Origin of the sequence: Pseudomonas fragi (genome assembly GCF_002269505.1) — a bacterium.
Lineage (GTDB): Bacteria > Pseudomonadota > Gammaproteobacteria > Pseudomonadales > Pseudomonadaceae > Aquipseudomonas > Aquipseudomonas fragi_D.
This window is the reverse complement of the sequence record NZ_NQKQ01000029.1, coordinates 18,356-31,022: the sequence shown is the minus strand read 5'-3', so window position 1 is coordinate 31,022 and position 12,667 is coordinate 18,356. Positions and strand designations below refer to the sequence as shown.

Below are 12,667 nucleotides of genomic sequence, written 5' to 3'. Positions count from 1 at the left end.
AAGCAGCAGCCTTCTTCAACCGTTTTTTCGGGCTTCGGAAATAATCTTTTTACGTTTGTAGCTCGAGGTATCCGGCAACGCTGCCACTCTTTCGATTTTCAACTGGACAGGCATCTTCAACAGGGTCTGCAGTTGCACCAGAAAAGCACGAAGGGATGGGGATATCTGCTCTGTATCGGCCCCCGTATACATGAATACGAAATCGATGAGGGTGGCGCGTTGTATCAACCGAAATGAAGAGACATTGGGGTCGGCATTGAAAAAGCTGTCCAGGGCATTGGTCACGGCAGCGGCAGGCACGTAATGGTTGCCGGTAGTCTGCAGGCAATCATCCTTTCGGCCCTCGACGCGCTCGATGGTTCGCCCGTGCTTGCCGCACTTGCAAAGGCTTGAGTCATTCCCTGCGACCGAAACAATGTCACCGTGGTCATAGCGGATAAATGGCATGGTTCTACACATGAAGTCGGTGCAGTAGACAGTTGCCAGTGCTGACGACCCAGTGCGCGATAAGTCTTTGAGTTCGACATGGGCAAAGTCGAATTCCGGGTGGTAATGCCGGTAGGGGCACTCCAGGGCAATGATCCCGATCTCTTCCGATGAATATTCATCAAGCACCGGCGTTTGGTAGATGGATGAATAATGCTCACGCTCGTGGCGAGAGCTGGCCTCCGAATTGGTGATGATGGCTTTTAGCTGCAGTTGGGCAATTCGCCTGGCGTAAGGTTCCATCACCGGCAGGTAGCTGGGCAGGATGTTCAAGATAACGGGGCGCAGAAGTTCCATGTGCAGGACGAATTGTTCGACGTCCGCGATATCATTCAGGGTGAATGTCGGGTAGTCGCCGGACATCGAAGATACCCAGCTCCTGATATGGTGGATATTGTAGATCCAGCGATCGGCACTGAAAGCAGGTCCGCTTAGGCGCTGGAACATCCGGTAGTAGGTCAGGGAGTTGTCGGATACCGAGTCCAGGTCGCTGAGAATGGACAAGGCAACGCCGCTGGAGCCGGAAGTACTCGACCAGAACATTTCCGGGGCCTCTGCGGCCAGGCTGCGGGGGATGAAATCCTTGGTCTGCACGCTCCTCAAAATGTTTTTATCGAGGGTGGGGATCGATTCGAAATCCGCCAGCGACCTGAGCGCTCCGGTTTCATAGCCGCTGGCCTTGTAATACTCGTGATAAAAGGGAATCTGGTTGAACGCATAATCGACTACCCCGGCCAGATGCTGCAGCACGTACTCTTTTTTCTGCGCATCGGTCCAGTAGCTTCTGGCGATCAGCGTGTCGCGCTCCTGATGCCAGCGGCGGCGGATATGCCGCTGGATGTCCAGCGTGTCATAGCAGTCTTCCTGCAAGGTCATACGCGAATTTTTATGGATGGATTCAAGGCCAAAGGTGAATGATTGAGTATCTAGCTTCTTCAAAAGAAACTTCCTCATGTCAACGAGTTCATGGGGTTATGTATTGAACGCCGGCTCGGGTCGAGAGGATGGGTAGGTAACGTGCCAGTTCAGGCCCAGCTCGCGAATCCTGTTGAGAAATGGGTCGGGGGGAAGCTCTTCCGGATGGACCATGGTTCCGACGTCCCATTCGCCGTCAAGCACCAGCAGCGTCGCGGCCATGACGGGAAGCGCGGTGGTATAGGCCGTCACCTGGGTCTCGAGGTCCTGGTAGCAGTCTTCGTGATTGCAGACGCTGTGAATGAAGACAGTTTCAGGCTTGCCCATCTTGGTGCCACTTATCAGCGCACCCACGCATACGGTTCCCCGGTACTCGTTGGCAAATGTTTGCGGTGAGGGTAAGACCCTGGCCAGGAAGTCCAACGGTGAAATACGTTCTGCGCCCACTTCGATTGGGGCGAGCGAGAGCATCCCGACATTCTTCAGCACCTCGAATGTTGACCGGAATTGATCCCCGACCCGCATCCAGAATTCAATCCTGGCCTCGGGTATGTTCACGGACAGTGAATGGACTTCGTCATGGCCTACCGAATACAGTTTTTGCATGCCGATGGCTGGGAAGTTGAATGCCATGCTTCGGGAAAAGGGGGGCGATGAGTGCCATGCTCCCTGTTGCCAATAGCCTGTGTTTTCACACAATTCCTTGAGGTTGACCGCTGCATTGAAGTTGGTTGCAAAGAACTGATTATGGACGCCGGCATTGGCACAAAGAATATCGATGGAGTCTATGCAATCGAGGTAGTCGTTGCGTACTTTGGCGCAGAACACATTCACTACCCCCGGATCGAAGCCAATGGAAAGAATCGCGGTCAGTCCCTTCTGCCGAAATTGCTCGCGCAGTGCCAATTCATGGTTGTACCAGGGCGCGGCTACATTGAAGTCGCCGGGCAGTTCGAATACAGCTGTATCCAGGTAATGTGCGCCAACTTCCAGGCAGGCGCGCATCACGCTGACATGGGTATCGGGTGTTGCGACATTGATGACGATAGCTGGATTGATCTCCAGGAGTCTTTCTATCAGCGAGTCTGTTTGCCGGGCGTCGCAAACATGGCGCAGCGCAGGCATTGCAAATAAATCCCTGATTCGTTCAGCGATGTCGCGGGTTGACTGCTCTGTCCGTCCGATCAGGTGAAGGTTGTAAGTCCGTGCGTTACGCTTTTTGGCAAAGGCGCTGGCAAGCACTTTGCCCACGGTGCCCATACCTATGATGACAATATTCGGATCTTGATGATTCATGGTGCCTCCCTATCGATGGCCTGGTGACTGGCGCTCGTTGCCAGGCGCGCAACTGTATTTGAAGAAAAAAACCGTCAGGCCCAAGGCTGTAGCGATAAATCCTGTCTGCATGCCTATCCACACCACTAATGGGGTCGAGGGCCAGGCCTTGACCAGCAACAACTGAGGTATCAATCCAAATAGCCAGAAGCCCACCAGGTTCAATGCCAGTGGCCATCGGGTTATTTCGCATCCTCTGAGAACACCCGTGAGCAGAAGGATCAAGGCGTCGACCAGCAAAAAGGGCAAGGAAACCAAGAGGAACTCGTTCATTGCGGTATACACAGGCAGGGTTACGTCGGTTCGGGGGCCAAGGAACAGGGCAAAGATTTCAAAACGGATGAGATATATCAGTGCGAGCAACGACATGATGAAACCGAGTGCGGTCACTGCGACCTTGAACAGAAAACTGCGCAGTGCCCGTCCCGTAGCGGTACTGATATGGGACGACACATGTATCGCGCAGTATTCGTTGAAGCCCAATATGAACACGACGATCAGTTCATTGATTTGCAGTATCGCCAGATGCGCTGCGAGTGCTTGTTCACCGAACCATCCCATGAGGAACACCGAGACGGATAAGAAGGCCACGGTGCTGATGATGCCCAGGCCGATGGGCAAGCCTGTTTTCAGCACTTCTGCGATGTGCGGCAGCAAGGATGTGCGCACGGTCAAAAGATCACGTACAAGCTGGCTTGTTGGGCTGGAGGTGTACGTGGACATGAGCACCATAAGCACCCCGGCACCGACAATAGAGGCCGCCAAGGTACCGATCCCCGAGCCCAGCAGCCCCAGCTCGGGCGCTCCCCATTTGCCATAGATCAACATGTAGTTGAGCAAGGTATTCGTAAGTAGCTGGATTATGGCGCCGGCAACTACCCATTTGCCCTGGTCGTGGAAGGCCAGTATTTCCCAGTAGTGTATGAACAGCAGATTTGGCAGCACCGCCAGGCCCAGCAACATCAGATAATCCTGCGATTCGTCTACCAGTCTTGGAGACTGTTGCAGGCTCAGGAGAATCTGCGGTCCATAAAGCAGGATGACAAAGGCAACGAGTGCAAAGGCTATCAGCACAAGGTAAACAGCCAACTTGCAGCTGGCCATTTTCTGGTTGTCACCGGCATCAAGGTAGCGGCCATAGACAGGTCCGAAACCGAACACGATACCTTCCCCCAGCATGAACAGGATAAGGTAGATCTGCATGGCCAGTCCTCCGGAGGCCATGCTGTAGATGTCGTGCTGTCCCAGCATCACTGAGTCGAGCAGGGGCATGAGCACTACGGACATATTGGCAAGTCCGAGGGGGATCGCTCTTCTCAGGATTTCGCCCGCTTTAACGTCCACCTTCAGATTCCCCTGGCGATGGCGCCTGAAAAGGCGTTGACCGCGTTCATCCGCCATTCCATGGCAGGAGCGGCCTGAGCAATATGTTTGATATCACTTGTTGAAAAGAAGCCGCTGGTTGAAGCCAGCTGCTGAAGAGCGGGTAATTTCAGGTAGGCAGTTTTCGGTGCGTCAGGGAATGCCTGCTTGCGACGCAGGCGGATCTGGTCGAGCAAGATGCCTTTCATGGCCGCTCGAAGGGGGGATTTCTCGATGCCGTGGCGGACTTTCTCTTCATTAGAAAGATCAAGTGCATGCCTGACCAGTTCCTGGTTCAAATAGGGCAGGCGAACTTCTACTCCTGAAGCCATTGAAAGTTTGTCTTCATGGCTGAGCATCGCTTGCAAATGACCTTCCATAAGAATGTTCTGCAGGGTGGTCGAGTCGGTCCAGCGAGATGCAAGATTATGTTCGATAAGCGTTCCGATCTCGGATCGGGTCAGCAGGTGCAGGAGGCCCCTTCGTTCAGCGATATGATGAAAATGATTAATGACTTGTTCGTGGTCAGCCAACCTGTAGAGGTTCTGCAGGTTGTAGTGATGATAGTAGCCGCCCCAGAATTCATCAGCGCCCTGGCCATTGAACGCGACCCTCAGGCCCAGGTTCGAAATATGCTTGTAGATGAGGTATTGAGCCACATAGACCTGGTCGTGCAGCGGCTCTTCAAGGGCGTGCTGCGTGGCTTCGAAGTGTTGTTCAATATCATCGCTGCCAATTTGCAGGACATGATGATCGATGCGGCCGAGATGATTGGCGAGTTGCTTGGCACAACGCAGGTCTTCATTGTCGCCGTCGACATAAGCGGCAGTAATGGCCACGAAGGGCTGGTCCAGCCTTTCGGTTTTCAGCAGGCTTGCAATGATGCTGCTGTCCAGCCCCCCTGATAACACTACGGCATGGGCGTGATGTTCGGGGACCATGGAGCTGACGGCATGGGCCAGTGTTCGCCTCAAGGGAGTGACCGGACGGTTGGGCCCCAGACGGGTTGTATGAATCACCTGCGGCGCCGTCTGGTGCGGATCGTACTGATAGACCTTGCCGGGCAGGCAGTTCTTCAGGCCGTTGAAATAAGTTGATTCACGATTCGAAAAAAAGTCGAAGACAAGGTCAGAGAATATACGCTCGCCCGAGAGTCCAAGTGGTCCTCCTACGGTGCCGATGGCCTTGGCTTCCGATGCCAGGGTCAAACCGTTTGGGTCGACTTTATAGATCAGTTGCTTTTCCCCAAGGGGATCGCGGGCGAAGAACAGCTTTCCTGAAACCAGGTCATGGAGCACCAGGGCCCAGCAACCTTCCACTGCGTCCAGGAATCCCCAGCCAAGATTATCGATGCCGCGCAATAACGTCTCGGTATCCGAGGTTCCGTCGAAAACGATGCCGAGGGCCGTGAGTTGCTGCCGGAGGTCTTGGTGGTTATAGAACTCACCATTGAACACCATGACGGATTTATCGGTTTTTGCAGGTTGCCGACCCTCGTGAGCATGGGGGGTCGATATCGACAGCAAGTTGTGGCCGAGAAAGACTTTGCCGTCCCTTGTCGAATAAGCGCCTTGCCAGTCCGGCCCACGATGCTTAAGACTATCCAGTGCGCGAAGGTTAAGTTGTTTATTGACTTTCTTATCAGCATTTTTCACATAAGAAGCGAACAGTCCACACATCTCTTTCTCCTTGCAATGTTACAGGAAGCGGATCTTGTAGCCTTTCCAGTCACGGGCAAGCCACTCGCGGATCAGAACTTCGAAAGTTGCATCGTCCAGCGGTGATTGACCGTCACTGCGTAGCCAGAATGAAAGCGTGGGGCCCTGCGTGGTCGGAATGATGTAGATACAGCCATAGCAAATTTTTCTGTCCGGGTTGATAACGGTATAAGCAAAAGAGGCGCCATCACGGAATTCCTTCTCATGCCAACCCAGGTCAACGAGGTTGTCATGCAAGTTGATATTCAGCGGCCAACGGGCCGGGTTTTTGTACTTTCTGTAAAGTTTTTGCCGGCTGGCATAAACGGCTTCGAAGTCGATGACGACATGATTTACAGAAAGAGGTTCGATCAGGAGGCCTGCCTGTTCAAAACCTGCGGGGGGGCTGAGCAGCGTGGGAAAAAGTTTAGGTGAATACATTCGATGGCGCTCTCCTGTGCTCTTCTTCGAACTGATATATCGCGCTGCTTAATTGGTCGACACTGGCGTGAAACATGGAGTTCCGACGAGACAGTGAGACGCGAAACGCCGTATAGGGCGGCCTTTTTCTGCTCCAGTAGAAGAAACTACCCGGCAGCACATGCACATCTTTATTGGCAAGGTAGTTGACGATATCAATATCCGAGAACCGCTCGTTGCATTTCATTTCAAACCACTCCATTGGCAGGGTGGTGCGGGTTCTTTGGGTTTTTGGATACACCATTGAAGCCGACATTTTTTTGATTAGGTAGGCATGGCGATCATTCACCGGCGCCTGGATAGTGGCAGCGATACCCGCATATCGCGTGCGGTCGAAGAGTGATTCGAACATCAGCATCGCGAATCGGGAGTGGCATAGATAGACTTCGTCGTAGATGATGTCGAACAACGGCGAACAGTCCCGGGAATAACTGATCAGGCTGACTTTCAGGTCATGAGTGGGCCAGGTCTTGCCGGTGTCTTCTATGATGAAGTAATGGCAGCCGCTGAGCTCCAGATACGCACGTTCATCATGCTGGTGAAGGGTATACATTCGGAAAGTGGTATCCAGAACCAGTATTTTTTTCCGCTGCGCGCAATAGTCCGCGACGAGCCTCAAGCATTCTGGTCCAATCGTGGTCCCAGTGGGGTTGTTCGGATTGACCAGGAACAAGGTGTCGAAGCTCAGGATATCAAACAGGCTGAACAGTTCCTGGGCATTGAGGGGGCGCTGCAGGTGCGCTTCGTCCAGGGGTTGTAGAACGCAACCACGGCGCTGCAACAGCAGGGCCAGGTTGTCGAATGTCGGTTCAACCAACAGCACCCGAGGCGCTTCGACGGCGAGATAGGCGGCTACCAGGTCGATGGAGCTGGAAGATGTCGGCGAGAGCTTGTAATCCGAACTGTGCTCCAGTGTTTCGGAATTTATCAATTTGGCAAATGCATGTTTGAAACGCTGCTCGGCAATATTGACCTTGGTTAATTCGCTGTCTCGCCAAATTTCTGATAGCTGAGTCGGAAAGTCGGGGAATATTTCGTTGATGTCATGATAAGCATGTCCGTCGGAGAGGTTGTAATGCCCTTTCATACCAAGAAGTTCGTAATCGGTCAGCTGTTGGAACATGGCGGCCTCAGACGGCTAGGTCAATGCAGCGGCGCCCGGGCTTATTCTGCCAGTGGGGGCGGGTGCCGAATTTAAAGTGACGGACTGTGCGTGATTGCAAGTTGCGGGGGAGAGTGTAGCGAGGTTGGTGGTTTTATCCTATTGGGCAGTTATAAAAAGATGCTACAAGTGTGTAGGGTAAATGCAACAGCTTGGTTGTAGTTGTTGAGAGTGAGTCTGCTGTAATTTGATACATTTTTTCCCGTGATTTTTATCGGATATGACCTGTGCGTGCTATACCTTGCACTTGACGGTAGTTGTTCTGCCGCGTAGAAGGTTTGCGTTGCAAGGTTCAGGCGACTATTGAGCGGGGAGTTTCAGATGTTTGGTTTTTGTGAAAGTTTGAAATGTTTTTTTATATTCTTGCTGTTGTCATATGTCAGTGGGTGCAGTAATGCGCCCGTAGCTTCGTTGGTTGTTAGTTCTGGCGCCGTATATATCAATGGGCGTATTAATACCCAGGATGACCTGCGCCGTGAAGTTGATTCTATGGTGATATCCGGTGAAAAAATCTTGTATGCAGGGGGGCGTGAAGGTGTGGATGAGTTTATCCGGCAGGGCTACCCGGTGATCGACTTGCAAGGGAAAATGGTGTTGCCCGGTTTTCACGATAACCACGTCCATACCTTGGGCACAGTGGCCATCGATGTGTGTGACCTGCAGGGCCAGGGTGTTGACCTGGACAGGTTGGCGCAAGTGGTCAGGGAGTGTCGGACGCGTTATCCGGCCGCTCCCGGCACATGGTTGATCGTCGACCAGTGGATGCCTTATGCGGGTAACGAGCCTACTTCAACCTTCAGAACCATACGCCAGGCACTGGATGCTGCGTCTGCGGACCGTCCCGTCATGTTGTTTGGATCGGATGGTCATGCCAGCGCATATAACTCCCTTGGGCTGGCTGCCGCCCGGGATGAGCATGGCGCGACGGCAGGTTTCTCCAGGGCGTCTCTCTCCAAAGGGGGCTTGTTCGCAGAACTGGCTGCATACGTCAGCCTGGATACTGGTGTGGTACGGGATCGTGCGAGGGACCGAATTCAGGCTGCCAGTTACGATTTCATGACCTTGCCCAAGGGGCATCGTCTCGGCAGCCAGATGTATGGCGATATCTTGCCCGACATTTCCAAGCTGATGGCCATGAACGGCATTACCAGCATTCAGGATGCATGTGCGACTGACTTTGTTCGGGACCAGTATGTCGCGATGCAGAAACGGAACCTGCTGAATATGTATGTAACCACGGCAACCTGTTTCGCTTCCGAAGATTACGCCGGGGCAGTAGATATTCCAGCGCGCCTGGCGAAGGTGCGCTCGGTTCGTGAGGAGTTTGCCGATAACCCATTGATAAAAGCCGATGTGGTCAAGATCTTCCTGGATGGGGTGCTCGAAGGTGACCCCTTTGCAACTCCTCCGTTCCTGCCAACAGCGGGCATGCTCAACAACTATCAGATGCCAGCGCTGGAACTGCAGGATGCCGATCCACAATCCCAGGTACGGGTAACAGTGCGCGATGACAGCAAGGAAACCAACTTCAATGGCATCGTCAATATTGAACCCTCTCTGCTCACACGCTATGTCTCGGCTCTGGACGCCGACGGTTTCGCCACGCACATTCACAGTATCGGCGATCGCACGGCAAGAGTCGCAGTGGACGCCTTGCAGGCAGCCCGTGAGCGCAATGGCGACCGGGCAATCCCCCACACCCTTGCCAATTTGCAGGTGATCCATCCGGATGACCAAAAGCGCATGGGGGCATTGGGTCTTTACCTGACCTATACCTACTCGTGGATGAACCTGGATCCTGAGTACGATGTCACTGTTGTGCCATTTCTGCAGCCGAGCAAAAAGGGCCAACCGCTGGAGGACGTGTTGTACGACAAGGGCAGTTATGCCTGGCGCGCTATCTATCCAGTAGCCAGCAGTCATCAGGCTGGCGCGATACTGGTGGCGGGCAGTGATGCACCTGTTGACACCCGTGATCCCAATCCGTTCGTGAACATTGCGTCCGGCATTACACGTTCGCGGGCTGATCAAAAACCCTACAACAGCGATCAATCGGCTACGCTGGAGCAGATGCTCGAGGCCTACACCATCAATGGCGCTCGCTCGGTTCGTCAGGGGCATCAGTACGGTTCGATCGAGCCGGGCAAACTGGCCAACTTCATTGTGATCGATCGAAATCTGTTCGATCTGGTGGCGCAGGGTACGCCCGAACGCATCGCGCAAGTGAAAGTCGAGCGCACAGTGTTCCGCGGCCGCACCATCTTTACCCGCTGACAATCAGTGGGCGAATGGGGCAGTCGGCCCTGGTTCACTCATCGCGTCCCTCCATCATGGTGCGTTTGAGCATCACATAGACCGCGCCGGCGCCGCCATGCCTGGCCTGGCAGGAGCAGAAGCCCAGCACCTGTGAGTGCTGGCGCAACCAGGTGTTGACGTGACTTTTGATCATCGGGCGCTTGCCGTCCAGACGCACGGCCTTGCCGTGGGTAACACGCACGCAGCGAACTTCGAGGCGGACAGCTTCGCCGAGGAATTCCCAAAGGGTCTCGCGGGCCTTTTCGACGGTCATGCCGTGCAGGTCCAGGCTGCCCTCGAAGCTGATCTGACCCAGCTTGAGCTTGCGCATCTGGCTTTCCTGCACGCCGTCACGGGCCCAGCTCAGTTGATCCTCGGGACCCACATCAATCACAAACTGGTCTGACAGGCCGTCGATGATGGTCGCGTTGGTGCGCACAATGGCGTTCTGGCGCAACTTGGCCAGCTGCGCTCGGTCAGCTTTGGGTTTGCCGGTGTCGGCGCGATCGTGCTTGATCGGTTTGACACCGCGAATCTCGTTTTTGAACAGGGAAAAGTCGTCGTCTTGCATGTCAGCCTCCGCGAAGGGCGGCTAGTTTACCCAAGTCGACGACAATCGGGCGGGGGGATATGGGTCAGTCGTGCTTTTTCATCAGGTGCGGTGCCATGTTCAGGCCAAACGGCTTGCGCATCAGGCGTCGGCGTCGACGCCACATCCAGATCCCCAACCAGCCCACCAGCAGGCCGAACACCAGCACCAGCGCAGCCCCTGCGGGACTGGCATTGAGCTCGCCCAGGGCTGTGGGGTGGCCAATCAGGCTGGCGGCACCCGCCACCAGCAACAATAGGCCAAACAGTGCCAGCAGCGCTGCAAACAGCAGTACCAGTCGCGAGCGCCAGTCGCGGTGGGCTTTGGGGCGCAAGCGCCGAGCGTCAAAACCATCGGAGATCTTCATTCCGATCTTTCCTTAAAGGGTATCGGCCCTTCGACAGGTGCTTGGGCAGGTTGTTCCTGCCTGAGGCGAAATTGGCAAATGCACAGGAGTAGAAGAGGCTGGAATGGGCGGTTGCACAGGCCGCCCGTCTTGGTCCGGCTCAGCTCAAATCAGGTTTTGGGTCAGCGTCAGGGTGGCAAAGTTGTCGTTCATGATGGCCATTTCGGTTTTTTGCACTTGCTCGGCGCTGATGATGCCGTCCGCAGTCGGCAGGTCGCGGGTGGCGCAGGCGTCTTCCACCAGGGTGCAACGCAAGCCGTAGTCCTTGGCCGCACGTACGGTGGTGCTGACGCTGGAGTGGCTCATGAAGCCGCAGACGATCACATCCAGCGAGCCGAGGTTTTCCAGGGCTTTTTGCAGGCCGGTGTCGTTGAATGCGTTGGGCATGCGCTTTTCGATAATCAGCTCATCGCCTTGTGGTTCAAGGCCCTTGATAAAAGCGCCGCGCTCGCCCTGGGGGTCGAACATGCCGCCAACGGTGCCCAGGTGACGGATGTGGATGACCGGGCGCCTGGCCTTGCGTGCCGCGTCAAGCAGGCGGGCAATGTTGGCGGTGGCCGCGTCCATGCCGGAAAGGGCCAATGGCCCGCTCAGGTATTCATTTTGCGCATCGATGATCAGCAGGCTGGCGTTGCTCAGATTGGCTGCGGCATAACCACGTCCTGTGAGTTGAAACATCGTCTTTAAAGCGGGCATTCGGGGGCTCCTTTGAATGGGGCTTTTGCGACATTCTCCACTGGCGGAGCGTTTATGTGAATGACTTGTCGTGCAGGCCTTGTGATTGCTGGTCTGTAGCGATGTCAATCTAATGCTTTGTAGCCATAAAATGCACAAACTGGAGCGATTTCGAATTTTTATTGTACACGCTCTTACTTTTTGAAACGCCGTCACGTGTAGCCGTGCTGGCGCACCTTTGGCGCGTAGGGGTTTGGCTGTTAGAATCGCCAATCGATTTTGAGGAGTAAGACCATTGATCACTTCCCGCCTGCGCACTCTGCGCGACCATATTCGCTGGGCCGTTAGCCACTTTCATGGGGAAGATCTGTTCTTTGGTCATGGCACCGACAACGCCTGGGACGAAGCCCGTCAACTGGTGTTGGGTGCGCTGAACCTGCCGTGGGAAATTGCCGACAGTTATCTCGACTGCCGCCTTGAAGACGATGAGCTGGTCAACCTGCAGCATCTGCTCAAGCGCCGTATCGAAGAACGCGTGCCGACGGCCTACCTGTTGGGTGAGGCCTGGTTCTGCGGTATGTCGTTTATCGTTGATGAACGCGTGCTGATCCCGCGTTCGCCGATTGGCGAGTTGATCGAAAAACGTTTTGAGCCGTGGCTGGCTGCCGAGCCCGCGCGCATTCTCGACCTGTGTACCGGTTCGGGCTGTATCGGCATTGCCTGTGCCTACGAGTTCCAGAACGCAGAAGTAGTACTGGCCGACCTGTCCTTTGAAGCCCTTGAAGTGGCCAACCAGAACATCGAGCGTCACGGCGTTGATGAGCGCGTGTACACCGTGCAGGGCGACGGCTTTGAGGGCTTGCCGGGGCAGCGCTTTGACCTGATCGTGTCCAACCCGCCGTATGTCGATGCTGAAGACTTTGCCGATATGCCTGCCGAGTATCAGCACGAGCCGGAACTGGGCCTGGCCTGCGGTGATGACGGTCTGAACCTGGTACGCCGGATGCTGGCCGAAGCGGCGGATCACCTGACAGAAAAAGGCTTGCTGATTGTTGAGGTAGGTAATAGCCAGATACACGTTGAGTCGCTGTACCCGGAAGTCGACTTCGCCTGGCTTGATTTTGAGCGCGGTGGCCACGGTGTATTCATGCTGACTGCCGAGCTGTGCCGCGAGCATCAGGCGCTGTTTGCGTCGCGGGTCTGATAGCGGGTGTAGATCATTCGCGAGCAGGCTCGCTCCCACGGTTGAAATATGTCAGTAGCCG

At 54.9% G+C, this 12,667-nt stretch carries 11 protein-coding genes; 2 read left to right on the top strand and 9 right to left on the bottom strand.

Going from position 1 to position 12,667, the window contains the following annotated elements:
* Positions 1 to 15: 15 nt before the first annotated feature.
* Genes CJU81_RS20340 through CJU81_RS20315 form a run of 6 tightly spaced genes read right to left on the bottom strand, consistent with a single transcriptional unit; the run spans position 16 to position 7,398 of the window.
* Positions 16 to 1,425, bottom strand: a complete 1,410-nt coding sequence (locus tag CJU81_RS20340; protein WP_141232617.1) for a phenylacetate--CoA ligase family protein — start codon at positions 1,423 to 1,425, stop codon at positions 16 to 18.
* A 33-nt stretch (positions 1,426 to 1,458) separates the two neighbouring features.
* The gene (locus tag CJU81_RS20335; protein WP_095037998.1) at positions 1,459 to 2,697 is read right to left on the bottom strand and encodes a saccharopine dehydrogenase family protein; all 1,239 of its coding nucleotides are present in this window, start codon (positions 2,695 to 2,697) and stop codon (positions 1,459 to 1,461) included.
* Positions 2,698 to 2,706: 9 nt separating this feature from the next.
* Positions 2,707 to 4,080, bottom strand: a complete 1,374-nt coding sequence (locus CJU81_RS20330; RefSeq protein ID WP_176464885.1) for an MATE family efflux transporter — start codon at positions 4,078 to 4,080, stop codon at positions 2,707 to 2,709.
* A gap of 2 nt (positions 4,081 to 4,082) precedes the next feature.
* Entirely contained in the window at positions 4,083 to 5,777 is a 1,695-nt protein-coding gene (gene asnB / locus CJU81_RS20325; RefSeq protein WP_095037996.1) for an asparagine synthase (glutamine-hydrolyzing), read from the bottom strand.
* Positions 5,778 to 5,795: 18 nt separating this feature from the next.
* The gene (locus tag CJU81_RS20320) at positions 5,796 to 6,236 is read right to left on the bottom strand and encodes a hypothetical protein (protein WP_095037995.1); all 441 of its coding nucleotides are present in this window, start codon (positions 6,234 to 6,236) and stop codon (positions 5,796 to 5,798) included.
* Positions 6,223 to 7,398 (bottom strand): aminotransferase class I/II-fold pyridoxal phosphate-dependent enzyme, encoded by a 1,176-nt coding sequence (locus CJU81_RS20315; protein ID WP_095037994.1) that lies wholly within the window; start codon positions 7,396 to 7,398, stop codon positions 6,223 to 6,225. The genes CJU81_RS20320 and CJU81_RS20315 overlap by 14 nt, the downstream gene beginning before the upstream one ends.
* A gap of 528 nt (positions 7,399 to 7,926) precedes the next feature.
* Between CJU81_RS20315 and CJU81_RS20310 the strand changes: the two genes are divergently transcribed.
* Positions 7,927 to 9,711 carry an amidohydrolase gene (locus CJU81_RS20310; RefSeq protein ID WP_095037993.1) on the top strand — a complete coding sequence of 595 codons (1,785 nt, stop codon included), beginning with the start codon at positions 7,927 to 7,929 and terminating at the stop codon, positions 9,709 to 9,711.
* 34 nt (positions 9,712 to 9,745) lie between these two features.
* Here CJU81_RS20310 and CJU81_RS20305 read toward each other — a convergent pair whose 3' ends face one another.
* The 3 genes from CJU81_RS20305 to CJU81_RS20295 form a co-directional block, all read right to left on the bottom strand.
* Complete coding sequence (locus tag CJU81_RS20305; protein WP_095037992.1) at positions 9,746 to 10,303, bottom strand: Smr/MutS family protein; 558 nt, start codon at positions 10,301 to 10,303, stop codon at positions 9,746 to 9,748.
* A gap of 64 nt (positions 10,304 to 10,367) precedes the next feature.
* Positions 10,368 to 10,688: a hypothetical protein gene (locus tag CJU81_RS20300; protein WP_095037991.1), complete on the bottom strand. Its 321-nt coding sequence runs from the start codon at positions 10,686 to 10,688 to the stop codon at positions 10,368 to 10,370.
* Positions 10,689 to 10,832: 144 nt separating this feature from the next.
* On the bottom strand, positions 10,833 to 11,423 hold the full coding sequence (locus CJU81_RS20295) for a cysteine hydrolase family protein (RefSeq protein WP_095037990.1): 591 nt from the start codon (positions 11,421 to 11,423) through the stop codon (positions 10,833 to 10,835).
* A 274-nt stretch (positions 11,424 to 11,697) separates the two neighbouring features.
* On the opposite strand from CJU81_RS20295, the gene prmB reads away from it, so the two are divergent.
* Positions 11,698 to 12,606 (top strand): 50S ribosomal protein L3 N(5)-glutamine methyltransferase, encoded by a 909-nt coding sequence (prmB, locus tag CJU81_RS20290; protein WP_095037989.1) that lies wholly within the window; start codon positions 11,698 to 11,700, stop codon positions 12,604 to 12,606.
* Positions 12,607 to 12,667: the final 61 nt, after the last annotated feature.

What these genes read in the sequence shown, in the direction of transcription:
- asnB (WP_095037996.1), bottom strand. Translation starts at nt 5,777, where the DNA reads ATGTGTGGACTGTTCGCTTCTTATGTGAAAAATGCTGATAAGAAAGTC.
- CJU81_RS20335 (WP_095037998.1), bottom strand. Translation starts at nt 2,697, where the DNA reads ATGAATCATCAAGATCCGAATATTGTCATCATAGGTATGGGCACCGTG.
- CJU81_RS20310 (WP_095037993.1), top strand. Translation starts at nt 7,927, where the DNA reads ATGGTGATATCCGGTGAAAAAATCTTGTATGCAGGGGGGCGTGAAGGT.
- CJU81_RS20305 (WP_095037992.1), bottom strand. Translation starts at nt 10,303, where the DNA reads ATGCAAGACGACGACTTTTCCCTGTTCAAAAACGAGATTCGCGGTGTC.
- CJU81_RS20315 (WP_095037994.1), bottom strand. Translation starts at nt 7,398, where the DNA reads ATGTTCCAACAGCTGACCGATTACGAACTTCTTGGTATGAAAGGGCAT.
- CJU81_RS20295 (WP_095037990.1), bottom strand. Translation starts at nt 11,423, where the DNA reads ATGCCCGCTTTAAAGACGATGTTTCAACTCACAGGACGTGGTTATGCC.
- CJU81_RS20320 (WP_095037995.1), bottom strand. Translation starts at nt 6,236, where the DNA reads ATGTATTCACCTAAACTTTTTCCCACGCTGCTCAGCCCCCCCGCAGGT.
- CJU81_RS20300 (WP_095037991.1), bottom strand. Translation starts at nt 10,688, where the DNA reads ATGAAGATCTCCGATGGTTTTGACGCTCGGCGCTTGCGCCCCAAAGCC.